Raw genomic sequence first — 26,462 nt, 5'->3', positions numbered from 1 at the left:
GCAACCTCTTCTGCATATTTTTGGTCCTTATTTTAAAGTCCAAGCTTCTTCCTGATATCTTGTGGAATAGCGTTCTTATTCACCATGATACAAGTCGTTTTATAACGAACATAAGGTTTGGATGCATAAAAATACCCATCGTATGAATTGTAATCACCCCACGAGTTTTTCACTTTGTAGTACATGGTGCCATTCTGATCTTTAGCCAAACCAATAATATGCATTCCATGATCGTCGGTTGTTTGCCAATCGTCGAATGCTTCCTGGCGCATTGCCTGGGTAATGTGCTTCTCTTTTCCGGGTTTATCCAGTTTGTAGAGTTGCTCTTTTTTCTCTTTTGCGGTCAGTTTCTCCCACTTTGAAAGCTCCGAGTCTGTCATATCCTTCACGTCTGCATCCGGAACAACTGCCACACCTTTTTTCGAAGTAGAAAATCCTTTCTCGCTCACGTCGGCAGCCCAGGCAACGGTATAACCGGTATTCAGCGAATTGTCGATAATCTTCATCATCTCGTCCAGCGGAACATTATACACTTCGTCCCACTCCCAGTTATCGGGGACCTCTAGTTTGAACTTCGAGTAGAAAGGATGATGCGTAAACGAAGTAATTTCTACATAATCATCAGGATTCAATCCACAATATTCGTTGGCAAAAGTCTTCGGAGTATAATCTTTCCCTTTGTATTCAAATTTTGTCGGCAAGTCACCAAGATACGCGTCCAGCGTTCCGGTTACAGATTCTTCCCACGCAGTAGAAAGCTTCTTGTTTTTATTCTCGATCACTGCATCAACAATGCCTTTCAACACATCGTCCATCTCACCATGAACGTGCTTTTTCTCGCCGTAGTTAAGACCGGTGTATACATCTTCCGGAACAATACCGTAGTTTTTCAGCACGTAGGTCACATCGTGAAATGCGCCACCGGGACCAAAATTCAGGTTTCCGTGCATACGAACAGTTTTGATGGCCTTGTCGATATAGCAATGATAAACTACGTACATTTCCGAAAGATCGACCTTCGGTTTGCCCATACGCAGCATTTCCGACTCGAGAAAAGAGAGGCCACTGAACGCCCAACAAGTTCCCGAACGATATTGATCTTTAACCGAAGTATGCGGTAATTCTTTAACGGTAGTAAAATGATAGCCTTCTTCCTTGCTACTTTTCTCCTTATCCTGCGCCGATACATTCCATGTAAATGCCAATAATCCAGCCAGGAGAATAAAAAACTTAAATTGATTCATTAGAGATATAAAATTTATATGTTAATCACAATTAACTCACAGCCAACGAAAATATGAAAATAATTAACGGTAACAAACGACTGAGATCACAATTGGTTAACGGGAAATTAACAAGAGACGCAGATAAGAGTCAGAAAAAAACTTATTACCTGTTACTTACTGTTCTTTCGCAAAAGGACTTTGTAAAAATCGGTCACCATTAAAAACAGTAAAAATAAATAGATAAAATCCTCCACGGGGATGGTCAAAAAACGAATCCCGAGATTATCAGTGGGGTTGTACCAAACAACCGGAAGACTGGTGAGAAGCCCATTCACTATACTAAACGGGATTAATACAATAAGATAGGCGACAAGAAAATGAGCGAGCCAGCCAAGATGTCGTCTGAAGATTAAAATCATAAGAAGGTAAGAAGCCGTAAGGAGCGATACAATGAAGGTGTAATACTGGCGCCGAAAATAGAGGGAAAGACCTAACAATAAGACAGCCAAAACTGCCAGTACCACTCGATTTAAGGCATTCGATGGAAACTTTAATCTTGGAAAATAGAAGACCATTACATCAAAAATAAACAGGCAATTGAATGGAATGATCAGGAAAAACAACCACTCTTCAACCGGAAGATGCCAAACTTGCCAACCAACAATGTACTTCTCGTTAAAGCCCCAAATAGCGGTACGGGTAAAAATGATATCCCATAAAATGAATAAGACCGCTGCCCGCAAGATGGCAGGAAACAGAAATTTCCATCGCTTATAGTAATGAACCTTCTTGTCGAAACTAAGCAATAGCGGCCCAAGAAGACTCAGGAATAACAGAATAAAATATGTAAACTTTCCGGTTGCCATTTATCAGATTATCAAACCAAAGGCATGACGAGCGTAAGCTGTAAAAAGCAACGTCATTTTTCGAAATCCCGGAACACGCAAACGCGATTTCAGGATATGATTGGGTGCAGTTCGTTTAATTTTTTCGAATAATTTACGATAATACAAATAGGCAAGGTAGACGCCAAGCCGGACATCCCTGTGCAACTTGATAATTCCCTGAAAAGCTTCCTTAAAATCCGACTCAATGTCCTGTTCGATTTTCTGCTTGGTTCCTTTATCAAAACTATCGAAATCAATATCCCGAAAATAGAGTCTTCCCTTCCCCTGGTAATCATCTTTGATATCGCGCAGGAAATTTACTTTCTGAAAAACGGCTCCCAGTTTTTTTGCCGGATAAACCAATTCCAGGTACGTTTTATCATCATCGGGATAAAAAACGCGCAAACACATCAAGCCAACCACTTCGGCTGAGCCATAAATGTAAGTCTTGAGGCGCTTTTCGTCGTACACATCAAAATCCAGATCCATCTCCATACTATCGAGGAAGGCATCGATAAGCTGATGATCGATATGATACTTGTTTACCACATGCTGGAAACTATTCAGCACCGGGTTCATACTGATGCCCCGCTCAATTGCCTCGTAGGTTTGCTTACGGAACTCTTGCAAAAGCTCACGTTGCTGATACTCGAAAAAGGTATCGACAATCTCATCCGCAAAACGGACATAGCCATAAATGGAATAAATAGCATCCCGATATTGAGATTTCAGCATCAAAATCCCAAGAGAGAATGATGTACTATAGTTCCGGGTCGTTATACGACTACAGTCAATGCTGGTTTTCAGATACAAGTCCATAGGCTTGGTTTATTCGTTCAGTTACTAACCGGGAGCTGATGACCGTCATAGGCAAACCGGTTCCAGGCGTGGTGGAAGCTCCCACATAAAATACATTGCGGTAGTATTCATCGAAGTTGCGGGGGCGTAATCCGCCAACCTGCATCAAATTGTGTCCCAATCCGAGACCACTACCCCGGAACAGCCGGAATTTAGATTCCCACTCAATCGGAGAAAACACCGTTCGCGAAACAATACGCTCCTTCAAATTCGTTCCGGTCCGTTCAGAAAGATCATCGATAATGCGGTCGGCAATCTCATCGGCATCGTCCCACGAAGGCTTGAACCTTCTATCGGGAACAGGACAAAGGATAAACACACTTTCGTGGTCGTCTGGAGCGTACTCCGGATTATGCATCGAAGGAATATTGACATAATAATAAGGCTGATCGAGACTCACTTTGTTTTGGAAAATCCCTCCCGCGTATTCCTTAAAGTTCTTTCGCAGGAAATAATTGTGATGATACATACCATCAAGCTTCCCTTTGATTCCAAGATAAATCGTCAGTGGAGCCATGGTCCAGTTCATTTTATCCAGCTTGGCTTCAGAATAAGCCGGTCGTTTCAAAACCGCTCCACGAAACCAGGCCGCATCGGAATTAATCACATAAGCATCAGCATTCCATTCCTTACCGTCATCATCAATTAGCCCGTTTATCTTTTTCCCGTCAGCTTTGTAATCGACTACCTCCGTATTAAAGGCAAACTGCACGCCTTTCTTTTTTAGCTCGTCCATCAGGGTAGTGACAATTTTGTACATCCCGCCTTCCACGTTGTAATAGCCGTCATGTTCCATTTCGGTATAGGATAGCAGAGTGAAAACCGCCGGTGTGTTAAACGGAGTATTTCCCAGGAAGAAACCGACCAACGAAAAAATTACTTTTACTTCGAACGAGGTAAAATGACGCTCCAGTTCTTTCCACATGGTTCGAAACAATTTCGGCGCATGCTTCAGCGGTACCCGTGTCAATTGCAGCGCATACTGCAAAATCGAATCAAAGTTTCTGCGAATGATTACTTGTTCGGTATCATGAAACAAACGACCTGTTTCATCCAGGAAACGGCGCATTTTCTTTTCGAAATCGGGTTCCACATCACGAAACTCCTCAACCAGTTTCTTCAGATCTTTATAAATTATCCTTGGCTTAGTTTCGTCGGCGAAATGAACGGCATATAAAGGGTCCAGCTCAACAAAACGGAAAGGCATTTCCATTTTGCAATAATGTATTAGCTCGCGAAACTCGTAGCTCATGCTAAAAAAGGTAGGTCCCAGGTCCCAGGAAAAGCCATCTTTTTGTAATAAATTTAAACGGCCACCTGCTTTACTATTCTTCTCTACCACCGTCACATCATAACCATCGGATGAGAGACGTAGAGCCGTAGATAATCCTCCAAGGCCGGCACCAACTACCAAGACTGATTTCCCCATTTGTCAATAAATTAGAAAGATTCTTCTTGTATAAATCGTTAAATTGAATTGTCAAAATAATATGAAACGAGCAAGTCGTTTAACTATTTTTGCAAATCATTAAACAAATAAGTTTTCCTCTTGTTCAAAATACTGAGGATCTTCTTACTGTTATAGATAGAAATATTGGTACTCAGTCAAAGGCTCTGTAGAAGGAATCAGTTATAATTTACACAAATTCAAGGACAATCCATACACTAGCATGAAAAAGGCAGTCGTCATTGGCGCAGGAATTGGAGGATTAGCATCAGCTATCCGCATGGCAGCGAAGAATTACGAAGTCACTGTTATTGAGCAGGAAGCTTATCCCGGAGGAAAAATGTCTGAAATCCGGACCGAAGATTTCCGCTTCGACACAGGTCCGTCGTTGCTAACCTTACCGCATCTGGTGGAAGAACTCTTTACCCTGGTAGGTGAAAAAGCCGAAGACTATCTGACCATTAGAAAACTGGACGAATCGTGCCGGTATTTTTATCCTGAAGGGAAAAAAGTTCATGCATGGACATCACCGGAAAAGTTCAGTAGCGAACTGGAATCGAAGCTTGGAGAGCCCAAAGAGAATACACTCCGCTATCTGAAAAAAGCAAAACGGCTGTATCATTTTACAGCAGATTTGTTTCTGTTCTCTTCTCTTCACCGGATGAAAACGTTCCGTAACCGGAAAGCGTTTGGTACATTGATGCGTCCCGGATTACTTGATCCCTTCCGTTCTCTTCACCAGGCTAACCGGAAATCGTTCCAAACCAAGGAAGTGCAACAGATATTTGACCGATACGCAACATACAATGGCTCCGACCCTTTCCGGGCTCCCGCCACCCTAAAAATCATTTCCCATTTGGAACACAATACCGGAGCATTCTTTCCTTCCGGAGGGATGTACAAAATAGCCAGCGAATTGCATCGGCTGGCCGCACGCCACGGAGTCACTTTCCGGTTCAATACCCGGGTCAATTCGCTGACAACCGCCGACGGTAAAGTTACCGGCGTCGAAGCAGGTAACATGCATGTACCAGCTGATATCGTTATCAGCGATGTGGATATCCACCATTTCAAAAGGCAGTTCCTGAATCAAGAAGTTCGGCGAAGAGAACAACCGGAGTTGTCTTCCTCGGCATTGATTTTCTTTTGGGGAATGAATACCAACAGCAAAGAAACAGGCTTGCACAATATTTTATTCAGTACCAACTACATGGAAGAGTTCAGGATGTTATTTTCGCAATCAGCCATCAGCGACGACCCGACCATTTATTTATACATCAGCAGTAAAATGGAAGCAAACGATGCACCTCCCGGAAAGGAAAACTGGTTTGTTATGGTGAATGCCCCGGCTGACAACGGACAAAACTGGGACAACCTCGTAGAGCGGACCCGCCGGCATATTATTGCCAAACTGGAGTCTCAACTTGACATGCAGATAGAAAAACATATTGTAGTAGAAAAACGTTTAACTCCCAGAGATATCGAGCACCGTACCAGCTCTGAAGCCGGAGCTTTATATGGCTCCAGCTCCAACAATATTTTCTCCGCTTTCATGCGGCATCCAAATTTCAGCAAACAACTGAAAGGATTGTATTTTACCGGAGGAAGTGTGCATCCGGGCGGTGGCATTCCTCTTTGCCTGGCTTCGGCAAAAATTGTGTCCGACATGATACCCAAAGAATAACGACCATGAAAAACCTTCGAAAATCATTACAAAACGTTTCACAGGTTACCTTACGCAGAATATTGATGTTGTTTTATGCCGTTGGCCTTATCGGGTTGATTTTCCCCGATTCACGTCCTTTTTTCCAGGCTATTACCCCCATCTTTTTGCTTGGAACCGTCATCTTACTTTACCTTTTCGAGGAAAATCCAACTTCCGGATTATACGTCGCATCGTTCTTGGTTTTTGCCATTGGATTTCTGGTAGAAGTGTTGGGCGTAAAAACAGGACACGTCTTCGGAGTTTATGAATACGGCAGCACACTGGGTCCCAAGCTTTTTGAGACGCCACTTATCATTGGGATTTTATGGCTTATACAAATCTACTCTGTTTACACCATTCTCGAGCCATTTTCATTTCCACTTTGGCTGAAAGCACTCATTGGCGCAGTAGTACTGGTCGTATTTGATTTATTACTGGAACCGGCTGCCGTTAAAACCGGTATGTGGAACTGGAGTAATGGTGAAGTTCCGTTCCAGAACTATCTGGCCTGGTTTATCACATCGATTGTGATGCTCGACCTGTTCCACCTGTTTCGTTTGAAAACGAAGAACCACATGGCTCTGCCACTAATGGCGATTCAGCTGGTCTTTTTTCTTATTCTGGGAATCTTATTGTAGCAATGGGAATTCTAATGGCGTTCATTATCATCTTTTTCTGGACTGCTCATCTTCTTTATTCTCTGTTATATGTTCAGACCTCCATGGCAAATCCGTGGATGTGGTTTCATATGCTGGTGCAGGGATACCTCTATACCGGGCTTTTTATCACTGCTCACGACGCTATGCACGGTACGATTTCCGTTAACCGGAAAATAAATAATGCGTTGGGCAGAACCGCAGCGTTTTTGTTTGCCGGCATGTGGTTTCCGCGGCTCCGCCGCAAGCACATGCTTCATCACCAGTTTCCGGGTACGGGAAAAGACCCTGATTTCAATGAGCGGCACCAGAATTTCTGGCTTTGGTGGTTTGGCTTCATGAAAAATTATGTCACCTGGTACCAGCTATTAATCATGGCAGTTGTTTTCAACCTGTTGACACTTGCCTTCCCTCAACCGGCCATTTTCGCCTTCTGGGTAGTTCCGGCTTTTTTGGGTACGCTTCAACTTTTTTACTTCGGCACCTATGTTCCTCACCGGAAACCACACACCCCGGACATGGATGTTCACCGTACACGCACACAAAAACGCAACCATCTGAAAGCAATGCTCACCTGCTACTTTTTCGGATATCACCACGAACATCACCTGTTTCCGCGCATTCCCTGGTGGAGACTCTACCAAACAAAAGAGAAACAAACATGATAAAAGCGAGACACCTCTTTTGGCATACCCATTTCTTCAACACGTATGTTCCCATCATCCTTCATTGGGACTTTAGCAAGATTACATTCGTGAATCAACCTCCGGTTTCGGATGAACCGATTCTTTTAATCGGCAATCATTTTTCGTGGTGGGATGGATTTATTGCTTATCGCATTAACCGCAAGTTCTGGAAAAAGCAATTCCATGTCATGATGCTGGAAAAGGAACTTTCACAGAGGATGTTCTTAAATAATGCCGGAGCCTACTCCATCAATAAGGGAAATCGCAGCATCCTGGAAACAATGAATTATACGGCCGAAATACTACAAACCCCCAATAATCTGGTGGTGATTTACCCACAGGGAAGAATTCAATCGTTATACAACCACTCTTTTTCTTTCGAAAAGGGAATAAGATACCTAACCAACCGTAGCAACCTCAATTTTCGCATAGTTTATTATGTAGCATTGGTTGATTATTTTTCCAACCGCCGACCGGGCCTCTATCTCTACTTTCAGGACAAGGGACTTTCCGGAAGTTCCTCCTATCCTGACATTGAGAATGATTTCAATCATTTTTACCGGGAATGTATCAAGCAGCAAACGGAACAATAGGCATGCACATCCTGGCAGTCATATCATTCATGTTTTTGAGTCTACGACTTTTCATTGCTGTGGTGAATGTTCTCACCCGCCCCCGGAACTTAGCAGCTTCCCTTACGGGGAAAAAACCAATGATTTCTATTCTTATTCCGGCACGCAACGAAGAACATAATTTACCGGCTTTGCTCAAATCGCTCATAAAGCTGAACTATCGGGACTACGAAGTCATTGTCTGCAACGATCACTCCACGGACAATACCCCGGAGATCCTTGAAAAATTCGTTCAAACAGAGAAAAATTTTCAGTGGTTCACCAGCGAAAAGCTTCCCACCGGTTGGTTAGGGAAGAATTTCGCCTGCCACCAACTTGCCCAAAAGGCAAAAGGTGACTACCTGCTCTTTCTCGATGCAGATGTACATGTTCAATCCGGATTTCTGTCACCGATTATCAACCGGGTAATCCATAAAAATCTCTCTCTCCTATCGCTGTTTCCGCGGCAAATCATGTATTCAACGGGTGAAAAATCCACTGTCCCATTAATGAACTGGATTTTGATCAGTCTCCTCCCCTTACCGTTGGTCAGATTATTGAAACAGTCGTCTCTGGCTGCAGCCAATGGTCAGTTTATGCTTTTCGAGGCAAAAAACTACAGTGAAAATCAATGGCACCAACAGGTGAAGCACGAGAATGTGGAGGATATCCTGCTCATGCGAAAAATGAAAAAGGCAGGATTTCGGGTAGAAGTACTGGCGAACTTCGGCGCTGTTTCCTGTCGTATGTACTCCTCCTACCGGGAAGCAGTGGAAGGGTTTTCCCGAAATATCCACCAGTATTTTGGAGGCTATTCAGCAATAATGATCCTCTTTTGGCTACTTACCATACCGGGAATCTTAATTGGCCTACTACTGCTCCCCGTCGCAACAACGCTGGTATTAATCTGTCAGGCTATTTTATTACGAATAATCATCTCCTTACACAGCAGGCAACCAGTTTGGACCAATCTGTATTATCATCCGTTGCAAATGGCAGCATTAACACACATATTGGTACGGAACTTATTGGGCAAACGCAAAAAAACCGTAAGATGGAAAGAGCGGGAAGTACCTTTTGGCTAATAATATTTTTCCTACTGGTCGCCGGTCTGTCCAATGCTTTTCCGCAAGAAGAGCAACCGGGAAAAACAAAGCTTGATTCCATCCAACATCAGTTAAAAACCAGCTACCTTCGAAGTCAGATGGTTCGTTGGCCGGCATTGATTGAACAACTTTACCGGCAAAAACAGCACAATGATTTCGACCGGATATTTACCCTCTGTGAGGCACAATACGGGTACATTGGTTATCTCCTTTCGGAAAAACGTAAAAAAGAGGCACAACAACGTATCGACCAAACAATGGCAATCCTGGATGAAGGTATCAACCGTTATCCCGATTCAGCCAAACTATATACCATCAAAGCGGCACTAATCGGCTATCAAATAGGTTTAAAACCCTGGAAGGCTCCCTGGCTGGGGCCTAAAAGTCAGGACAATATTGAGCTGGCGAAAAAGTTAAATGCACAGGAACCCCGCGTTTGGTTTGAAGAGGGAAACAGTTACTTCTTTCGTCCGGCCATCTTCGGAGGCAGCCGGAAAACAGCCATTCAGCAATATGAAAAAGCCTGGAAACTGATGAATGCCGAACCGGACGCAAAACAAACATGGTTCTATTATTACACAGGAGCCTGGCTCGGAAAAACTTACATGGATGAAGATCGTAAAGGAGAGGCAAATAGACTATTCAAACAACTATTGAACGAAGCCCCCAACTTTCGATGGGTGAAGGAAGAACTACTCCCCCTAAGCCGGTAAGAAAAGGCTCCTTTTTAGCCGCAAATCAAAAGTTGTAAAATTGGAAAAAACAATAAAAAACCTTAGTAAATTAAGGGAATACATAACATTTTCTTATTTTAATGGTTAGTAGAATTCGCAACGAAGACAGAAAAGCAAACAGATAAAATGAATCCCATTATCAGGAAAAATAAAATCATTGACGCATTAAAACTTGAGCTTCGCTGGCATCCGGAAGCTCGGCTAACAGATTTATACAAAAACTTCTTTCAGGACCGGTATGGCCCCGGACATTTGGTAGAGGATGTCGATCGGGCTTACAACTACATGGAAAAGGAAGTCAAAGAGGCGGAACATTTCGATGTTCCCGATTTACTTCCATTGGGTTACCACCAACAATTTTTCAGGATAAACCTTAGATTGCTAAAAGAAGACATTATACCGATAGAGATATTCTTTCCGCTTTTTCTGGAAAGTGCCCAGTCGGTCAATCCACCTGAGATTAGTGAGTGGAGAGCTGAGTGGGACAATATTCTTGAAGTCATACGGGAAATAACACCGGCATTGACCGGTTTTGCCGAAGATGAAAAAGCGATAGAAGAGCAACTGCAAAAAGGAAATTATGTTGGTCATCACAGCAGGCAGTACGAAACACTTTATCATCCGCACTACCGGTTACTTGACTCTTCGCGGGCCAACTTTCTGAAAAAACGGTATTTATGAACGGACTATTCTGAGACTTCGTTGTGCCGGAAACAATCCACCAGGTGATCATTCACCATGCCGGTGGCTTGCATATGCGCATAAACGATGGTGGGCCCCACAAATTTAAATCCACGTTTTTTCAAATCCTTGGAAATTTTTAACGATAGCGGAGTTTGGGCAGGAATTTCACTTAGTTTTTCCCATTTGTTCTGAATCGGTTTTCCGTCAACAAAGCTCCAGATATATTGATCGAACGAGCCGAATTCCTCCTGCACTTTCAGAAAAGCTTGTGCATTGGTAACTGCCGAGCGAATTTTCAATTTGTTCCGTATTAAATCGGACCGCTGCATCAGTTCCCCGATTTTGGCTTCGTCGTAACGAGCTACTTTTTCCGGGTCGAACTGGTCGAACGCATCCCGGTAGGCTTCACGACGTTTCAGGATAGTTATCCAACTTAAGCCGGCCTGTGCGCCTTCCAAAATCAGGAATTCAAACAGTTTCCGGTCATCGTGAACAGGAACGCCCCATTCTTCATCGTGGTAACGAATATAAATATCTTCGTTGGTACTCCAGGAACATCGTTGCATCATGGCTTATTTTTTGTTGCAGGGTAAAATTAAAAAACCATCAGGTACGAAACACCTATAAAATGTTATTTTTGTTCATCACATAATCCCGGAATCTTGCCGATGAAAAGACTGATTTCATTATTATTTCTTGTTATGAGCGTGTTGCCGGCCATGGCCCAGCTCAACACCGACCACTATTTTTATGTCGGCAAGAGTCGAATCTATTTTGGTAATTACGTAGGCGCTATCGAAAATTTCAATATTGTTATTAAGCTGAAGCCCTACCTTCCGGAACCCTATTTCTACCGGGCTGTTGCCAAGTATTACCTCGAAGATTTTCGTGGAGCCAAAGAAGATTTGGACAAAGCCATTTCCATTAAGCCTTTCTATCCGGAAGCATACATGGAACGCGGCATGGCCAATCATGAACTGGGCGATTTGAAAGCCGCCGTTGCCGATTACGATAAAGCCATTCAGCTCGATAATGATAATGCAGCCATATACAATAACCGCGGAATTGCCAAGGTGACGATGGACAGCATTGATTCGGGAATAGCAGATTACACAAAAGCCATTGAGCTCGATCCGACCATGGCCAACGCATACCTGAACCGGAGCTCGGCAAAACAGATGAAAGATGATCTGAACGGTGCAATTGCCGATTGTAACAAAGCCATACACCTGCGTCCGCACTTTGCCAGCGCCTACCTGATGCGTGGTATTGCGAAATTCGAGAAGGAAGACTATGCCGGTGCACTGAAAGATTACGACATCTGTATCCGGCTCGATTCAAAAATGGCCCAGGCATTTGTCAATCGGGGAATCGTCAAACACAAGCTGGGCGACGCCGAAGGAGCAATTATTGATTACGACATGGCCATCAAGCTAAATCCGAATATCGCTGTAGCATGGCTAAACCGCGGAATTGCCCGGGAAACACTTGGAAGACCGGGAGCCAAACAGGATTACGAAATGGCGAAACAGCTTGATCCGCGTTTTGCTGAACAAGAAAAGAGATACCAGGAGGAACAGCGTCGTCAGCAACAGCAATATTATGCTTCGGCCGGCACCTCCTCCTCGCAAAAAGGAAGTCAACAAAAAGGCCAAAAGGCCGGAACTGCTCAAAATCAACAGTCAACTGCAAAAGCTGATTCAACGGTTACGAAAACTTCGGCACAAGCCGGGAATGCTATTGCCGCAGCCGACTCGACCAATAACAAATCGAAAACGTCCGGCCCTTATACCCGGAAACGCCGTCGCCGTCTTATCGTAGTGGATGATGAAGGACAGGTGAAAGAGACCGAAGTAACCGATGGCCGAGTGCAGAACCGGAATGTCATCATCAAATTGGAACCTGACTTCTCCATTTCCATGTTCCACAAAGATTCAGTTGATTACGACAAGTTGCAATATTACAGCATGATCATCGACGCGTTGAACCAGAAAAATCACAATGATCCGTTCCTGGTCATCACCAATAAACCGGCGAGAGATAATAACTGGCGGATGCAGCAATACCGCGACCGGATTGCTGTAGAAACGGCCATCTTAAAAACCGATCCAAAAGACGAACGAGCTTACCTGAACCGCGCGATTTATTATGCCCTCGATAATAAGTTCAACGAGTCGATTCAGGACTATGACCAGGTCATTTCACTTAATTCGCACAACTTACTGGCATACTTCGGAAGAGCGACAGCCCGCTTGCTAATGACTGATTACATCCAGTCGCTGAACACGTTGCCCGAACCAGAAACCATTAACATCGGCAGTAAAAAGTCCGGTCAGGACGATAAGCAGAAAACACACGCACAGATACTCGACTATGAAAAGGTAATCAAGGATTACCAAACGGTTATTTACATGAATCCGAAATTCATTTTTGCGTGGTTCAACATGGGCAATACCAAGGTGAAAGAACGGGATTATTACGGTGCGTTGGATGATTATTCAAAAGCCATTGAACTGGAACCCGACTTTGCGGAAGCTTATTTTAACCGGGGCTTAACCCGAATTTACCTGAACGATATCGATGGAGGAGCGCTAGATTTGAGTAAGGCAGGCGAACTCGGAATTGATGAAGCCTACAGTATTATTAAACAATATTGTAATTGATGTATGGACGATTATCGGCTGAGAAATCTTTCAGATAGTGAACTAAAGCGACGCATAAATCAACTGCGTGTACTCATTTGGTCAGCGGTTGGCGTTATTCTGGCGCTCCAGGTATTTCTGTTAGCAACTGGTCGAAGCAGTGTCCTTTTGATTGCGCTGGTCTTTCCGCTAACACCTTTTATCCTGCGTTCGAACAAATATTACAAAGAATACCGAAAAAGAAAAGGAGAATTATGAGCAGCAACCAGCCACTTGCTGAACGTCTGCGCCCGAAAACCTTGCATGATTATATCGGGCAGAAACACCTGGTAGGTGAAAATGCCGTCCTGCGCAAAATGATAGAATCGGGCAACATCTCCTCCATCATTTTGTGGGGACCTCCCGGTGTGGGAAAAACCACACTGGCCAAAATCATCGCCAACACGCTACATCGCCCGTTTTATATACTGAGTGCCATTAACTCCGGCGTAAAAGACGTGCGGGAAGTAATTGACAAAGCGCAGAAGCAACAGTTCTTCTCCTCTCCTAACCCGATTCTCTTTATCGATGAAATTCACCGTTTCAGTAAAGCGCAACAGGATTCGTTGCTGGGAGCGGTCGAACAGGGAATCGTCACGTTGATTGGCGCAACGACGGAAAATCCTTCGTTCGAGGTCATCTCTCCGCTCCTTAGCCGTTGTCAGGTGTATGTTTTGAAATCACTGGAAACAGATGATTTACTGGAGCTCCTCAATCGGGCTTTGACCGAAGATTCGGACCTATCGAAAAAGAAAATCACGGTAGAAGAACATGAATCGCTATTGCGTTATTCCAGTGGCGATGCGCGGAAACTGCTGAATATTCTGGAAGTAGTTCTTAACTCAGAGGAAGAAGGCGAAGAAATCGTTTTAACCAACGAAAAAGTCACCAACCGGCTACAGGAAAACCTGTCCATGTACGATAAGAAAGGTGAAATGCACTACGATGTTATTTCGGCTTTCATCAAATCCGTTCGTGGCAGCGATCCCGATGCAGCTATTTACTACCTTGCCCGCATGCTGGAAGGTGGTGAAGACATCAAATTCATTGCCAGGCGACTGCTAATTTTGGCTGCTGAAGACATTGGACTGGCTAATCCCAATGCATTGCTTTTGAGTCAAAGCACTTTCGACGCTGTGCACAAAGTAGGTATGCCTGAGGCCCGGATTATCCTTTCGGAATGCACGATTTACCTGGCCACTTCGCCCAAAAGTAATTCGGCGTACGAGGCTATCGACAGTGCCCTGGCCGAAGTGCGAAACTCCGGACATCAGCCCGTACCGCTACACTTAAGAAATGCACCAACCAAACTCATGAAAGACCTGGGCTACCAACAAGGTTACAAATACGCTCACTCATACGATGGTAATTTTACCGAACAGGATTTCCTCCCGGAAAAACTGCATTCGAAACGCTTCTATCACCCCCAAAACAATCCAACAGAGCAGAAGATTTTGGAACGACTGAAACTGTGGTGGAAGCAACGTTTTACCAAGTAATTCACCAACAGGTATTTCTTCCGGTTATGAAAACAGCCGGAGTCAGGTTAAAATTCAACGGTTTTTTACTACCATTGCAATCCCGTTTTCAGGCATACGAATGTCTGACTTCGGGGTAATCTGAATAAGAAAGAACAAGCATATTACCATGATTTTTAATGGAATTGACCATATCCGGCACAACGAGAGTGATAATTTCTTTCTGCTGGCAGGCCCCTGCGCCATCGAAGACGAAACCCTGGCTTTAAAAATTGCCGAGCGCATTGTCCGCATCACCGATGATTTGAAAATTCCCTATGTGTTCAAAGGTTCGTACCGGAAAGCCAATCGTTCACGCCTTGATTCCTTCACCGGTATCGGCGATGAAAAAGCATTGAAAATTCTGCGAAAGGTAAATGAAACATTTGGGGTACCAACCGTAACCGACTTTCACAGTGCTCCCGAAGCAGCTATGGCGGCCGAATATGTCGATATGCTGCAAATACCCGCATTTCTTTGCCGCCAAACCGATATTCTGGTAGCTGCCGCCAATACAGGAAAGGTGGTCAATATCAAAAAAGGACAGTTTCTTTCCGCCGGAGCCATGAAATTTGCCGTCGACAAAGTGAGAGAATCAGGTAATTCAAACATTGTCATCACCGAAAGGGGAACAACCTTGGGATACCAGGATTTAGTCGTCGATTACCGTGGGATACCGGAAATGAAAGAATCAAACAATTGCCCTGTGGTAATGGATATTACCCACTCGCTACAACAACCGAATCAGTTATCAGGAGTAACCGGCGGAAAACCCGAGCTGATTGAGACCATCGCGCGGGCTGCCATTGCCGTTGGTGCGGACGGCCTGTTCATCGAAACGCATCCCGATCCGGCCAACGCCAAATCGGATGGTGCCAACATGCTCCACCTCGACAAATTGGAAACCATGCTGAAAAGGCTGACCATTTTACGACAAGCCGTCAATCAGCTATAAGAAAATTTCGTACAGGAATTTAACGGAATAGCAGGAATGTGGAATCTCCCCTTTCCTGCTTTTTGTTTTAATGGAAGAACATGTAGGAAAGCAAAATAGCCGCGACAATACCCGTAAAATCGGCAATTAGTCCACAAGTTACCGCGTACTTGGTATTGCGAATGCCAACCGAACCAAAATACACGGCCAGAATATAAAAGGTCGTATCGGTCGCCCCCTGAACAGTTGAAGCCACATGACCAACAAACGAGTCAGGACCGTAGTTCTTCATCGCATCCACCATCATCCCCCGTGCGCCACTACCGCTAAGTGGTTTCATCAAGGCAGTTGGCAGTGCATCGACAAAATCAGTATTCACACCCAGTGAACGAAATACCCAGGCAATTCCATCGGTAAGAAAGTCTAATGCCCCCGAAGCCCTGAAAACGCCAATCGCCACCAAAATAGCCACCAGGTACGGGATGATCTTAATAGCGGTAGAAAAGCCATCTTTTGCCCCTTCAATAAACGTTTGGTACACGTTAATCTTCCTGATAACACCGAGCGTTATGAACGAGATAATGGTAGAAAAGAGAATCAAATTACTGGCAACTTGTGAATAGAGCGTAACCTGGTCCTTCGACAAAGTAGACATCCAGGCAATAATACCGAAGATGACGAGGGACAAACCTCCCAGATAGGCCAGGATGACTTTATCGAAAAGTTTTATTTTCTGGTAAATGGAAACACTAATAACACCGGCAAGCGTTGAAAAGAAAGTCGCCAGCAATATGGGTATAAAAATATCTGCCGGATCGGCCGCCCCCATCTGGGCGCGGTACACCATTACCGAAATAGGAATGATGGTCAACCCCGACGTATTCAATACCAGGAACATGATTTGCGGATTCGATGCCGTCTTTTTTGATGGATTCGTCTCCTGCATCTCCTTCATTGCCTGCAATCCCATCGGTGTAGCAGCATTATCGAGCCCGAGCATATTGGCTGCAAGGTTCATCATGATTGAACCATAAGCCGGGTGATCTTTCCCCAGATCGGGAAACAACTTATTGAAAAAAGGCCCTATCAGGCGGGAAAAAATCCTCACGACTCCTCCTTTTTCGCCTATCCGCATAATACCCATCCACAAAGTTAAAACGCCGGTTAGCCCCAGTGAAATTTGGAATCCTGTTTTAGCCATATCGAAAGTTGAGGCCACCATTTCGGTAAAAACCGACGTGTCGCCAAAGAAAATGAGCTTAACCAGGCCAAAAACAAATGCTGTAAGAAAGAAGAAAATCCAAATGTAATTCAATGCCATAAAAAGCGTTTTATATTTCAGGATGGTTCCGGATAAGGTAACAAATTGTTACTACCGGAGGCGAATCAGGCGTAAATTTAAAAAAATCCGGGAGCATATCTTAGCCATAATCCGGTCGGTTGCATATTTAATTTCGGACATGTGGTGATTATTGAAAAAAAAATCAATAGCAGAAAGACGGACTTCGAATCAATAAACACTGGTAGTCAGGTAATTTAAAGAGAATTGTCATTTTTTAGACATCAGCAACGAAACGTTATGTGATTTTCTCCCGTCATATAGATGTATCCTGTTGAGAAGAAATTCAATATTCCATCCGGTTAATACGAATAAAAAATATACTTTGGTATAAAGTACCACATTGTTTTAACAGTAAACAGAAGGTTAATTACAGCATTTAATATCTGACGAACAGAAAAACACACCGCATGAAACGAGCCATAACAAAAACTACTGCCCCACAAAAAAATGCGATTTCGAGTACTACCTGGCAGTTAAAAATAAATATCAGAAACATGAAATATCTATCAGTCCTTTCGCTGCTTTTATTCGTTGGTTTGAGTGCATCCGCACAAACTGAAAACTGGTCATTTTCGCTGTCAATGGGTGGAGCCTGGCCTCTAAGCACGTTCAAAGACAATAACCCCGACAATACAAAAGCCGGACATGCCAGGCAGGGATTCAACATGACACTTGAATCGAACTATGCGTTACAGGATAATCTGGCACTCACCGGGATGCTCAATTTCGGCAATAATCCGGTCAACCGCGATGGTGTTGGCACCAGGTTGGAAAATATGTTCAACGAAAATTACAGCATCACTCCAACCGAGCGCGATAACCTGAAACTGAACGCTAATTCATGGCTGTGGGGAAGTATTTTAACGGGACTGCGATACAGTATCAACTTTAACACCTTTAGCTGGGATTTTCAGGCGTTGGGAGGCGTGAATGTAAATTTTCTGCCTAACCAGCAACTGATTTATGATAATCCCAACAACGACTGGTATTATATCAATCAGGCCACGAACCGGAATAACCTCGCATTTGCCTGGAAGGCCGGGACAGCTTTACGCTTTGCGGTATCGCCACGAACAAATTTGCAGCTTGGCCTTAGTTACTTCCAGTCTTCGGCCAAAATCTCACGCGAAGAAAAGGAGGTAGAAAAAGGAACCATCACAAATTCAACGAGAACTTTTATTGGCAAAGAAGACAATTGTTACACTCTTTCGACACTGAATGCAACCATTGGATTTGTTTACTATCTTGAATAATCCGGAAACAGTCATTCATCTTCTAAACGACGGACAAACGCCCCTGTCTTTTCAAGACATAACAACTCCTCAAGTACAAATCAGAAGAACCTTGTGGTAAAAATTTAGTCCAGCGCATCCATCGTCATTACCTGAGTGGTGCTTTAGCGGACTGTGAATGAATAAGAAAGAGGGCAACCATCAGGCCGCCCTCTTTTTTATCCAAGCTTATAAACAGTTCTATTCAAGATATTTGCGCTCAAAACTAATCGCTACCTGATCTTCCTGACCAGCAAAAGCACCCTGTATCTCAGTTACCTTAAGCAAACCGTAGTAGGTTTCCGTCTGGCCGCTAACCGTACGGATGGTTTTGTAGATGTAGTACTCATCAACCGAAACATCTGGCATCGTGGTAACAGCAACACCAGCATTAAATTCGTCCTCAATCGTATTAACATCAGCAGTAGTGTAAACCAATTCCGTAGTTTCAACAAACTGGGCATTCCCAATAGTTTTAAATCCAACAGATTGTCCGGGCACGACAACCCTGGCTATATCGCTGGAATCAATATTGGTAGCTTTTACAAATGCACCACCTACAAAATCATAAGCCATAGTATCCTGACTAAGCGTGAAGTTATCAGAAGCAGTGAAAGTGTACTTGCCAACAACAAAGGATACCGAATGGCTTATTGAACCATTTGTATTTGTTGCGGTAACGCTATAAGTCACAGTATCTCCCTCTGCAAATTCATCGCCACTAAAAACGATATCATCACTACTTACATCCCATCCACCGGTTTTTGGTACTGTAACTGCTGAACCACTGTTTATTTTCTGCGTAACAGTAATTGCATCAGGAGCAGTTGAAGCCGCATTGATTTCATAGGTAATGGTATCATTCACTGAATTCAAAATCACTGCACCAGGCTCAGACACAGACAGCGGATCCATCATGGTGAAAATAGCATATGCATAAGAAACATATCCATTAATGGTTGCTGTAAACTCAACTTGTTTGGTGTCATCTACAGCTGAGATTCCGAGTTGAGATTTCGTCGCAGTAAAGGTCCCTTTTCCACTTGATAAAGAAACAGTCACACCGACATTTGTATTTACCTCTGTTGCAGCTGCATCAGTCTCAATACTGGCAGAAGCACCTGGATCCAGAAGATAAACATTAGTATTCTGGACTATAATATCTGTACGATTTGCATTATATCCCCAGTTATTATCTTCTTCGCATGCAGCAAAGAACATTGCCAGAACTGGTAATAAAAGAAATATTTTCTTCATCATAATTCAATTTTATTAATATCCGGGATTTTGAGTTAATACACTTTGACCATCAACCACTGATAGGTCCATCTGCGTCTGCGGAATCGGGAAATACTCATTCTTACCGGCCGTAAAGCTGGTACCGCTAAGGTGAGTACGCTTAGTCGATTCTTCTGTGAGGTAAGCATTCATTACGTCTCCAGCAATACCCCATCGTACCAGGTCGAAGAAACGCATACCTTCCATTGCGAATTCCAGACGCAATTCCCACTGTACTGCACGTAAGGCATAATCCTGATTCGGGAACGAGGTATAAGGCTCGATACTATAATTAGCGGCAGGCGTACCATCGTCAAAGGTAACAACAGCACTACTCTTCGCACGGTTACGAATCTCATTCACCAGCTTCAGAGCAGTAGGCAGATCGTTCTCCTGAGCAGCGACTTCTGCACGCCACAGAATAACGTGAGCCAAACGATACATACGGTAGTTGTTGGCGTTCACACCCGTTGCCCAACCGGAAGTAGTTGACAAGGTTCCTTTTTCCGATTTCAGGAACATGTTTTTCTTGTACAGGTAAGGACCACCATTACCGACATCGCGAACCCATGTTTTTCCGCCTTGAACACCCCAGTCAAGATAAGGAAGTCCAGGACGACCAACAGTGAAATCCAGACGTGGGTCAACAGTACCAGTATAGGTATCTCCAATCGGATTTCCATCAGCATCGAGACTTGGGATATCAGAATCATTGAAAGTATCGAACAATGGAAGACCATTGGCATCTACTTTGAAGGCGTTCACCAAGTTCTGAGAAGGCTGGTGGAATCCACAACATACACCAATTTCAGAAGCATAAGGGAAGTTCAGGGCATCGCCGTAACCACCATTGAACGAATCAGGAGTACCGTCATTCACAGCATACTGAATCTCAAAAATGGATTCTTCGTTGTTATTATCCGCAATCAGGTAGTTCTTGGTATAATCATCCATCAAAACGAACGGACCATTGTTGAGAATATCATCCAGCAACGTTTTGGCTTCGCCGTATTTTGCCTCGAACATATATACCCTTGCCAAAGCCGTTTCGGCAGCCCATTTGGTTGCATAACCTTTATTCGATTCTGATGTATTCAGATTCGATACGGCAAACTGGAAGTCTGCCTCGATTTCCGGCCATAACATATGGTCGTTCGACACTGATTCCGGCGCTTCGGTATTCTCATCAATATAAGGCACTTGCTTATAAGTACGGGTCAGATCAAAATAGAAATGAGCACGCAAGAACCTTGCTTGACCAGCAAACCAGGCCTTCTTGTCAGCCGCTACAACATCATCAGGTGTTTCAGCAATGGCCTTCAATACCTCGTTACAACGAGCGATACCCTCGTACATAGCGTGCCATTTATCGGATACATAACCGTTCGTTGAGGTAACTTCAAAACGCTCAATCGGGTTGATGGTTGATTGGTCACCAGCCTCTGAACCTTTGTAAGCGTCATCCGAGGCAACCGATCCCCATACCCAGTTAGTTACAGAACCAGCCCAGGCATAGGTACCACCCCATCCGGCATCAGTACCGGCACCATCGAGCGCGGCATAAGCTCCGGTTAACAGAGCATTGATTCCCTTTTCGTTGTAGAATTGGGAAATTGATGCTGACCCCTTTGGTTTTAATTCAAACCAGCTGTCGGAGCAAGAATAAAACGTTCCGACAACAGCCAATAAGGTTAGGAAAATTATCTTTTTCATAATCAAATTCTTTTTAAGTTCCTTTTAATTACAAGTTCAGATTCACACCAAACATGAAGGTTTGTGCTGTCGGATAAATACCCTCATCTACACCAAGGCGTTGATCCGCATTAGTATCCGTATCACGAATTTCCGGATCCAATCCACTGTATTTGGTCACAGTGAACAAGTTGGTAGCCTGGAAGTAAACACGCAGGCGGTCAATTCCCCAACGGTTGGCAATACGCGATGGTAATGTATAACCCAACTGGAAATCCTTCATACGGAAATAGGAACCATCCTCAACAAAGAAACTGTTCGGATCCTGACTGGACTCGTCGTTTGATTCAGCAATCGGCAACGAAATCTTTTCACCATTGGCATAACGCTCAACACTCCATGATTCATACAAACGCTTTTTACTACGGTTACCGGCAAAGTTGTTAAAGTCAATCCAGCGGTTTACGTAGTTGATTACGTCGTTTCCAAGTGAACCCTGGAAGAACATGGTCATATCCCAGTTCTTATAGGTCATGTCAAGGTTCAAACCATAAGTCAGATCGGGATGCGGGCTTCCAATATAGGTACGGTCATTATCCGCGTCAATTACACCGTCACCATTCTGATCTTTGTACTTAAAGCGACCAGGTTTGTTGTAATCACCGAAAGTTGGCCAGGCATTGGCCTCATCCCAGCTATTGAAAATACCAACAACCTCATAACCGTAGAAAGATGAAATCGGCTGACCAGCTTCCGAGCGCGTATAAGTACGCTGACGAAGCGTTGCTCCCCAAAGAACCTCACCGGCATTATCATTCAGTTTTACCACCTCATTCTTGTAATGAGACGCATTAGCCCGGATATTGAAAAGGAAGTCCTTTCCTACTTTTCCGTGGTAGGTAATCATTGCATCGATACCGGTGTTTTTCATGTCACCAATATTCACATTCGGACGGCTCGCGTTACCATAGGTAGCTGGTAGCGCAACCGGGTATAACATATCTGCAGTTTTCTTGTTATACCAGTCAAGACTGATCTCCAACCGGTTATCCAAAACGGTCATATCCAAACCAATGTCCGTCGTGGTAGTGGTTTCCCACTTCACATCCGGGTTAGCCAGTGAACTGGCGTTAAAACCAGCCGATGTAGATGTGTTGTCACCCGAAATTGAATAATAGGAAGTAATACGGTTGGCACTATAAATTGCATAAGTATCATAGTCACCAATCTGATCGTTACCGTTCTGTCCCCAACCGGCACGCAGTTTCAGGTCATCCAGCCATGGAACGTCGCCCATGAAACCTTCTTCTGAAATCCGCCATCCAGCAGAGAATGCCGGAAAAGTACCCCAACGGTTAGCAGCACCGAAACGGGAAGAAGCATCCCGACGAACAACCGCTTCCAGCAGGTATTTGTGCATATAATCGTAATTCAAACGACCAAAGTAGGAGAATGTTTTCCAGTCATTAGCAAAACCGCCGTTGGTTTGGTCGCCCTCACCTGCATTCAGGTAACGGTAATCCACATCATTGGAGAAGAACTTACTACGCCCGGCAGTGAACTCCTCATACTTGTTCGAGACGGCCTCAGAACCCACCAGCACATTGATGTAATGCGTATTATCAATGGTTTTGTTGTAATTAAGCGTATTTGCCCAGTTCCACTGCAAAGTGTAACCATGATATTCGGACAAACTGTTGGTAGCAATCGCTTCAGCGAATTCGATATTGCGAATCGTGTAGTTTTTGCTACGACCATTAGTAAGGTCGACACCACCCAATGTCTTGAAAGTTAAATCCTTCATTAGTTTCACTTCCATATAAGCATTGGCCAAAACGCGTAAATCAGTTCCCCAATCGTCCTTGTCACGAGTCAGGTTAGCAACCGGGTTGGCACCGTTACCGGTTCCGGCTGCTTTGGTACCGGCAAAATTACCCATGATATCATAAACAGGTATAATCGGTTGCATACGATAAGCCTGCGAAACAGCGTTACCTTCATCGTTATTGGTTCCGTACGAACCGGACCGTTTTGTATAACCAACGCCCAGACTCTGACCAATTTTTAACCAATCGGTCACCTGAGCATCCATATTCGAGCGCATGGAATAACGCTCAAAACCTGTATGGATAACTACACCTTCCTGGTTCAGGTAACCCAGACTAATAGCATAGGTAGCCTTGTCAGTACCACCGGAAACGCCAAGGTTATATTCCTGAATAGGAGCCGGAGAGAAAATCTCACCGTACCAGTCAGTACCTTGTTTATTCGCACGGGTAATCAGGTTGAGTACTCCAGCCGTATCATCATTGTTATAAGTAGATGGATCGGTATTCGGATCACCTTCAAATGCAAAAGTAGGGATGACATAATCCGGAATTTGTGGCGAAGCACCACTACCATACTGCGGATGATTCGGTGTTACGGTAGTACCGGTTAAATAACTGTCGTTAGCAGCTACCATCCAAACCAAATCACCATATTCCTGAGTGTTCAACAGGTTAAGTTTATTGGTCGTACGTTGTACACCATAGCGGGCATCGAAGCTCACTTTCGGCTTACCGGCTTTACCACGTTTAGTCGTGATAATCACCACACCGTTTGCAGCGCGAACCCCGTAAATAGCAGCCGAAGAAGCATCTTTCAATACAGTCATCGACTCAATATCGTTCGGGTTAATGCGGCTCAAACCACCGGTAGTAGGTACTCCGTCAATTACAAACAACGGATCGTTGTTATTAATAGTACCGTAACCGCGAATACGTACGGTGGCATCACCACCAGGAGAGTTGTCGTTCGTAATGGTTACACCGGCAACACGTCCTTGCAGACGGGAAGCAGCGTTCGCTGCAGGAACAGCACGCAGCTCATCCGCCGAAACGGAAGCTACCGAACCAGTTAACGATTTCTTCTGCTGAGTACCATAACCCACAACCACCACTTCATCTACTCCTACAACATCAGGAGCCAAAGTGGCATTAATGACGGTCTGGTTCCCTATTTCGATTTCCTGCGTTTTCATACCAATGTAGGAAACCACCAATGTTTCAGCATCAGCAGGAATACCAGTCAGGTTGTATTTACCATCAAGGTCAGTAACGGTACCGACTGCTGTACCTTTTACCATGACAGTCACACCCGGAATGGGTGCTCCGTCCTCACCGGTTACTGTACCGCTTAAGGTCTTTGTTTGCGCAAAGACTGATCCTGCCATAAAAACAAACAGAAGGAGCATGGTAAGGAGTTTCCTTGTCCAATTTCCATCCGGAACAGAACTCAGATTACATTTTTTCATAGATAATAGATTTAGATTAGTAAAAAATGGATACTTGTTGCGTGTATCTGTTAGTTTTGTCGAACAGCACAAGGCCAATCAACAACTACTAGTTAGTTTCAAAGTGAAAAAGCGATCCCGGAACGGATCAGGGTAAGCTACAGTTAGTTCCAACACACGTGACCACAATGAGCCACGTCGATGCAGCGTTTCATTGTACTTCATAATATTTGGTTCAGTTAGCTTCGTTAGTTTATTAGCAGTGGCAATTTAAACATTTTTTTACAAATTTTAATTTATTCCCAAAAAACTTTCCTCTACCATATATCACCCCGACATAAAACAACCGCAACACACTAATTATATGAACAATACACACACATTCAAGACAGCAAAATGTATTAACATTTTTTTACATAAGTCGTTTCGAGTCGGTAAAATCCACCCAAAAACGCACATCTTCTTGTCAAAAACACAGATTGCAATATCATATTCATCGACGATCTCAGAATGAATAATTTACATAATCATGTATTCAGTGAAATGAATTAAATACTTTTCTGCAGCACGCTCCCGATATTCTGTTCGTATCAACAAAGCCACCATCGCTAAACATATTACAGCAATTCAAATCTCTACTTTTCATCTTGTCCTTCGCGAAAAATACGCCCAGAACTTCCTACTCTATCATCCGATTTTTTAGATTTGCAAACAGAATAAATCCGAACCACGAAAGACATGTGAATGATGTATTGATTCGGAATAAAATTCATTCAGTAAAATCATCAGCAAATGTTTCATCAGGGTTCAGCGATTAATGCATAGTAACCCAACTTAATTTTCCCAGGGATGGAAGCCACAAAAGAAACTTCGGCACAATGGTATGCCATTTATGTGAAAAGCCGCTCCGAAAAAAAGGTGCTGCAAACTCTCACCGAAAAAGGTATCGAGGCCTACCTTCCCATCCATAAAAAGCTTCGCCAATGGAGCGATCGCAAGAAACTGGTGGAAATGCCCCTGATGCCGGGCTACGTCTTCGTTCTCATTACCCGGAAGGATTATGATCGGGTGCTGCAAACCGACCATGTTGTATGTTATATTACGTTCGGAGGCAAAGCAGCACCGATTCGTGATGAAGACATCGAATCACTGAAGCGCATGCTCCGCCAGGACAAAGTGAAAGTGGAACTGACACGCGAAGACCTGACTCCCGGCGAACAGGTCGAGATTATCTCCGGCCCGTTAATGGGTATGAAAGGCGAACTGGTTCAAATCAAAGGAAAAAACAAAGTAGGTATTCGTATTCAACCGGTTGGATACACCGTCATGATAGAAGTTCCCATCTCCGAACTGGCCATTGTCCGATAACCGTTCATCAAAAAGTTTTGCACATTCATCAAAGATTTTGATACGTTCACCATCAATTTTTGACCATTCACCACAATTTTAACAATTCCCTTACGTTCCAGACTTTGAGTAATATTTTTATTCATTACATTTGACCGTGTAATCGTGTTACGGCAGGATTACAATCAAAGAACAAAGACAAAAGCAGATGAATCACTGGCACACTGAAGGTTAATAACGAACAAGATTTATAGTTCGATTTTAACTGCGTGTCAAATTTTCGCCCGACTCACCCATCCATTGTGGGACTGAGGAGGCGAAGCTGTGAAAAGACGAATAAATAAATCTAGGTGTTAAGTTTAAAGTAGTAAGTTTTAAGACGGTTTCAGGTTGAGCGCTCCTTACGCCTTATCCCGTAAACCCTACACCAATTAAATTTTTCATTACTCATTGATTTGAGGGTTTCAGGTTATCACCATTTACCTTACACCATACACCTTAAGCAGTTTACTTTTGCCTTCTTACT

Annotated in this window: 22 protein-coding genes; 13 read left to right on the top strand and 9 right to left on the bottom strand. The window is 43.8% G+C overall.

Features of this window, described 5'->3' with window-relative positions; genetic code table 11:
* Window positions 1-32: 32 nt before the first annotated feature.
* The 4 genes from T426_RS0104740 to T426_RS22765 all read right to left on the bottom strand — a co-directional run bounded on the left by T426_RS0104740 (window position 33) and on the right by T426_RS22765 (window position 4,400).
* Complete coding sequence (locus tag T426_RS0104740) at window positions 33-1,244, bottom strand: C1 family peptidase (RefSeq protein ID WP_025864491.1); 1,212 nt, start codon at window positions 1,242-1,244, stop codon at window positions 33-35.
* A gap of 152 nt (window positions 1,245-1,396) precedes the next feature.
* Window positions 1,397-2,092, bottom strand: coding sequence for a lycopene cyclase domain-containing protein (locus T426_RS0104735; protein WP_025864490.1), 696 nt, complete (start codon window positions 2,090-2,092; stop codon window positions 1,397-1,399).
* Between the two features lie 3 nt (window positions 2,093-2,095).
* The gene (locus T426_RS22770) at window positions 2,096-2,932 is read right to left on the bottom strand and encodes a phytoene/squalene synthase family protein (RefSeq protein WP_025864489.1); all 837 of its coding nucleotides are present in this window, start codon (window positions 2,930-2,932) and stop codon (window positions 2,096-2,098) included.
* Window positions 2,904-4,400 (bottom strand): phytoene desaturase family protein, encoded by a 1,497-nt coding sequence (locus T426_RS22765; RefSeq protein ID WP_036985363.1) that lies wholly within the window; start codon window positions 4,398-4,400, stop codon window positions 2,904-2,906. The genes T426_RS22770 and T426_RS22765 overlap by 29 nt, the downstream gene beginning before the upstream one ends.
* A 241-nt stretch (window positions 4,401-4,641) precedes the next feature.
* Here T426_RS22765 and crtD point away from each other — a divergent pair, with 241 nt between their 5' ends.
* The 7 genes from crtD (at window position 4,642) to T426_RS0104690 (ending at window position 10,597) form a co-directional block, all read left to right on the top strand.
* Complete coding sequence (gene crtD / locus T426_RS0104720) at window positions 4,642-6,102, top strand: 1-hydroxycarotenoid 3,4-desaturase CrtD (RefSeq protein WP_027585348.1); 1,461 nt, start codon at window positions 4,642-4,644, stop codon at window positions 6,100-6,102.
* A gap of 5 nt (window positions 6,103-6,107) precedes the next feature.
* Entirely contained in the window at window positions 6,108-6,761 is a 654-nt protein-coding gene (locus tag T426_RS0104715; RefSeq protein WP_036985361.1) for a carotenoid biosynthesis protein, read from the top strand.
* Window positions 6,762-6,763: 2 nt separating this feature from the next.
* Window positions 6,764-7,444, top strand: coding sequence for a fatty acid desaturase (locus tag T426_RS0104710; protein ID WP_025864488.1), 681 nt, complete (start codon window positions 6,764-6,766; stop codon window positions 7,442-7,444).
* Complete coding sequence (locus T426_RS0104705; RefSeq protein WP_025864487.1) at window positions 7,441-8,058, top strand: 1-acyl-sn-glycerol-3-phosphate acyltransferase; 618 nt, start codon at window positions 7,441-7,443, stop codon at window positions 8,056-8,058. The genes T426_RS0104710 and T426_RS0104705 overlap by 4 nt, the downstream gene beginning before the upstream one ends.
* A gap of 2 nt (window positions 8,059-8,060) precedes the next feature.
* Window positions 8,061-9,161 carry a glycosyltransferase family 2 protein gene (locus tag T426_RS0104700; RefSeq protein WP_025864486.1) on the top strand — a complete coding sequence of 367 codons (1,101 nt, stop codon included), beginning with the start codon at window positions 8,061-8,063 and terminating at the stop codon, window positions 9,159-9,161.
* Window positions 9,131-9,895 (top strand): hypothetical protein, encoded by a 765-nt coding sequence (locus tag T426_RS0104695; protein WP_025864485.1) that lies wholly within the window; start codon window positions 9,131-9,133, stop codon window positions 9,893-9,895. Before T426_RS0104700 ends, T426_RS0104695 begins: the two co-directional genes overlap by 31 nt.
* A 147-nt stretch (window positions 9,896-10,042) precedes the next feature.
* A complete protein-coding gene (locus T426_RS0104690) occupies window positions 10,043-10,597 on the top strand; it encodes a hypothetical protein (RefSeq protein WP_025864484.1) in 555 nt (184 codons plus the stop codon).
* Window positions 10,598-10,602: 5 nt separating this feature from the next.
* Here the strand turns inward: T426_RS0104690 and T426_RS0104685 are convergent, their stop codons facing one another.
* On the bottom strand, window positions 10,603-11,169 hold the full coding sequence (locus T426_RS0104685) for a DNA-3-methyladenine glycosylase I (protein ID WP_025864483.1): 567 nt from the start codon (window positions 11,167-11,169) through the stop codon (window positions 10,603-10,605).
* Window positions 11,170-11,268: 99 nt separating this feature from the next.
* Between T426_RS0104685 and T426_RS0104680 the strand changes: the two genes are divergently transcribed.
* From T426_RS0104680 to kdsA, 4 genes are all read left to right on the top strand, one after another.
* The gene (locus tag T426_RS0104680) at window positions 11,269-13,263 is read left to right on the top strand and encodes a tetratricopeptide repeat protein (RefSeq protein WP_025864482.1); all 1,995 of its coding nucleotides are present in this window, start codon (window positions 11,269-11,271) and stop codon (window positions 13,261-13,263) included.
* 3 nt (window positions 13,264-13,266) lie between these two features.
* Window positions 13,267-13,500, top strand: a complete 234-nt coding sequence (locus T426_RS22760; protein ID WP_025864481.1) for a hypothetical protein — start codon at window positions 13,267-13,269, stop codon at window positions 13,498-13,500.
* The gene (locus tag T426_RS0104675; protein WP_025864480.1) at window positions 13,497-14,780 is read left to right on the top strand and encodes a replication-associated recombination protein A; all 1,284 of its coding nucleotides are present in this window, start codon (window positions 13,497-13,499) and stop codon (window positions 14,778-14,780) included. The genes T426_RS22760 and T426_RS0104675 overlap by 4 nt, the downstream gene beginning before the upstream one ends.
* A 148-nt stretch (window positions 14,781-14,928) precedes the next feature.
* Window positions 14,929-15,753: a 3-deoxy-8-phosphooctulonate synthase gene (gene kdsA / locus T426_RS0104670; RefSeq protein ID WP_025864479.1), complete on the top strand. Its 825-nt coding sequence runs from the start codon at window positions 14,929-14,931 to the stop codon at window positions 15,751-15,753.
* A 67-nt stretch (window positions 15,754-15,820) separates the two neighbouring features.
* On the opposite strand, the gene T426_RS0104665 is transcribed toward kdsA, so the two are convergent.
* On the bottom strand, window positions 15,821-17,053 hold the full coding sequence (locus T426_RS0104665; RefSeq protein WP_027585345.1) for a nucleoside recognition domain-containing protein: 1,233 nt from the start codon (window positions 17,051-17,053) through the stop codon (window positions 15,821-15,823).
* Between the two features lie 515 nt (window positions 17,054-17,568).
* On the opposite strand from T426_RS0104665, the gene T426_RS0104660 reads away from it, so the two are divergent.
* Complete coding sequence (locus T426_RS0104660; protein WP_159103321.1) at window positions 17,569-18,327, top strand: outer membrane beta-barrel protein; 759 nt, start codon at window positions 17,569-17,571, stop codon at window positions 18,325-18,327.
* Window positions 18,328-18,546: 219 nt separating this feature from the next.
* Here the strand turns inward: T426_RS0104660 and T426_RS0104655 are convergent, their stop codons facing one another.
* From T426_RS0104655 to T426_RS0104645, 3 genes are read right to left on the bottom strand one after another with little or no spacing between them, the layout of a single operon-like run.
* Complete coding sequence (locus T426_RS0104655; RefSeq protein WP_036984501.1) at window positions 18,547-19,605, bottom strand: hypothetical protein; 1,059 nt, start codon at window positions 19,603-19,605, stop codon at window positions 18,547-18,549.
* A 12-nt stretch (window positions 19,606-19,617) separates the two neighbouring features.
* Window positions 19,618-21,336 (bottom strand): RagB/SusD family nutrient uptake outer membrane protein, encoded by a 1,719-nt coding sequence (locus T426_RS0104650; protein WP_025864476.1) that lies wholly within the window; start codon window positions 21,334-21,336, stop codon window positions 19,618-19,620.
* Between the two features lie 28 nt (window positions 21,337-21,364).
* Window positions 21,365-24,610 (bottom strand): SusC/RagA family TonB-linked outer membrane protein, encoded by a 3,246-nt coding sequence (locus tag T426_RS0104645; RefSeq protein WP_051568939.1) that lies wholly within the window; start codon window positions 24,608-24,610, stop codon window positions 21,365-21,367.
* An 828-nt stretch (window positions 24,611-25,438) separates the two neighbouring features.
* Here T426_RS0104645 and T426_RS0104635 point away from each other — a divergent pair.
* On the top strand, window positions 25,439-25,957 hold the full coding sequence (locus T426_RS0104635; protein ID WP_025864475.1) for a UpxY family transcription antiterminator: 519 nt from the start codon (window positions 25,439-25,441) through the stop codon (window positions 25,955-25,957).
* The last annotated feature ends 505 nt before the right edge of the window (window positions 25,958-26,462 follow it).

Origin of the sequence: Prolixibacter bellariivorans ATCC BAA-1284, from assembly GCF_000621705.1 — a bacterium.
Taxonomy (GTDB): domain Bacteria; phylum Bacteroidota; class Bacteroidia; order Bacteroidales; family Prolixibacteraceae; genus Prolixibacter; species Prolixibacter bellariivorans.
Note: the sequence above shows the minus strand (reverse complement) of the source record. Positions and strands in the feature narration are given on the sequence as shown.

Excerpts from the sequence above, each read along its gene's own strand:
- T426_RS0104740 (WP_025864491.1), bottom strand. The coding sequence starts at position 1,244 with ATGAATCAATTTAAGTTTTTTATTCTCCTGGCTGGATTATTGGCATTT.
- T426_RS0104735 (WP_025864490.1), bottom strand. The coding sequence starts at position 2,092 with ATGGCAACCGGAAAGTTTACATATTTTATTCTGTTATTCCTGAGTCTT.
- T426_RS22770 (WP_025864489.1), bottom strand. The coding sequence starts at position 2,932 with ATGGACTTGTATCTGAAAACCAGCATTGACTGTAGTCGTATAACGACC.
- T426_RS22765 (WP_036985363.1), bottom strand. The coding sequence starts at position 4,400 with ATGGGGAAATCAGTCTTGGTAGTTGGTGCCGGCCTTGGAGGATTATCT.
- crtD (WP_027585348.1), top strand. The coding sequence starts at position 4,642 with ATGAAAAAGGCAGTCGTCATTGGCGCAGGAATTGGAGGATTAGCATCA.
- T426_RS0104715 (WP_036985361.1), top strand. The coding sequence starts at position 6,108 with ATGAAAAACCTTCGAAAATCATTACAAAACGTTTCACAGGTTACCTTA.
- T426_RS0104710 (WP_025864488.1), top strand. The coding sequence starts at position 6,764 with ATGGGAATTCTAATGGCGTTCATTATCATCTTTTTCTGGACTGCTCAT.
- T426_RS0104705 (WP_025864487.1), top strand. The coding sequence starts at position 7,441 with ATGATAAAAGCGAGACACCTCTTTTGGCATACCCATTTCTTCAACACG.
- T426_RS0104700 (WP_025864486.1), top strand. The coding sequence starts at position 8,061 with ATGCACATCCTGGCAGTCATATCATTCATGTTTTTGAGTCTACGACTT.
- T426_RS0104695 (WP_025864485.1), top strand. The coding sequence starts at position 9,131 with ATGGAAAGAGCGGGAAGTACCTTTTGGCTAATAATATTTTTCCTACTG.
- T426_RS0104690 (WP_025864484.1), top strand. The coding sequence starts at position 10,043 with ATGAATCCCATTATCAGGAAAAATAAAATCATTGACGCATTAAAACTT.
- T426_RS0104685 (WP_025864483.1), bottom strand. The coding sequence starts at position 11,169 with ATGATGCAACGATGTTCCTGGAGTACCAACGAAGATATTTATATTCGT.
- T426_RS0104680 (WP_025864482.1), top strand. The coding sequence starts at position 11,269 with ATGAAAAGACTGATTTCATTATTATTTCTTGTTATGAGCGTGTTGCCG.
- T426_RS22760 (WP_025864481.1), top strand. The coding sequence starts at position 13,267 with ATGGACGATTATCGGCTGAGAAATCTTTCAGATAGTGAACTAAAGCGA.
- T426_RS0104675 (WP_025864480.1), top strand. The coding sequence starts at position 13,497 with ATGAGCAGCAACCAGCCACTTGCTGAACGTCTGCGCCCGAAAACCTTG.
- kdsA (WP_025864479.1), top strand. The coding sequence starts at position 14,929 with ATGATTTTTAATGGAATTGACCATATCCGGCACAACGAGAGTGATAAT.
- T426_RS0104665 (WP_027585345.1), bottom strand. The coding sequence starts at position 17,053 with ATGGCATTGAATTACATTTGGATTTTCTTCTTTCTTACAGCATTTGTT.
- T426_RS0104660 (WP_159103321.1), top strand. The coding sequence starts at position 17,569 with ATGAAATATCTATCAGTCCTTTCGCTGCTTTTATTCGTTGGTTTGAGT.
- T426_RS0104655 (WP_036984501.1), bottom strand. The coding sequence starts at position 19,605 with ATGATGAAGAAAATATTTCTTTTATTACCAGTTCTGGCAATGTTCTTT.
- T426_RS0104650 (WP_025864476.1), bottom strand. The coding sequence starts at position 21,336 with ATGAAAAAGATAATTTTCCTAACCTTATTGGCTGTTGTCGGAACGTTT.
- T426_RS0104645 (WP_051568939.1), bottom strand. The coding sequence starts at position 24,610 with ATGAAAAAATGTAATCTGAGTTCTGTTCCGGATGGAAATTGGACAAGG.
- T426_RS0104635 (WP_025864475.1), top strand. The coding sequence starts at position 25,439 with ATGGAAGCCACAAAAGAAACTTCGGCACAATGGTATGCCATTTATGTG.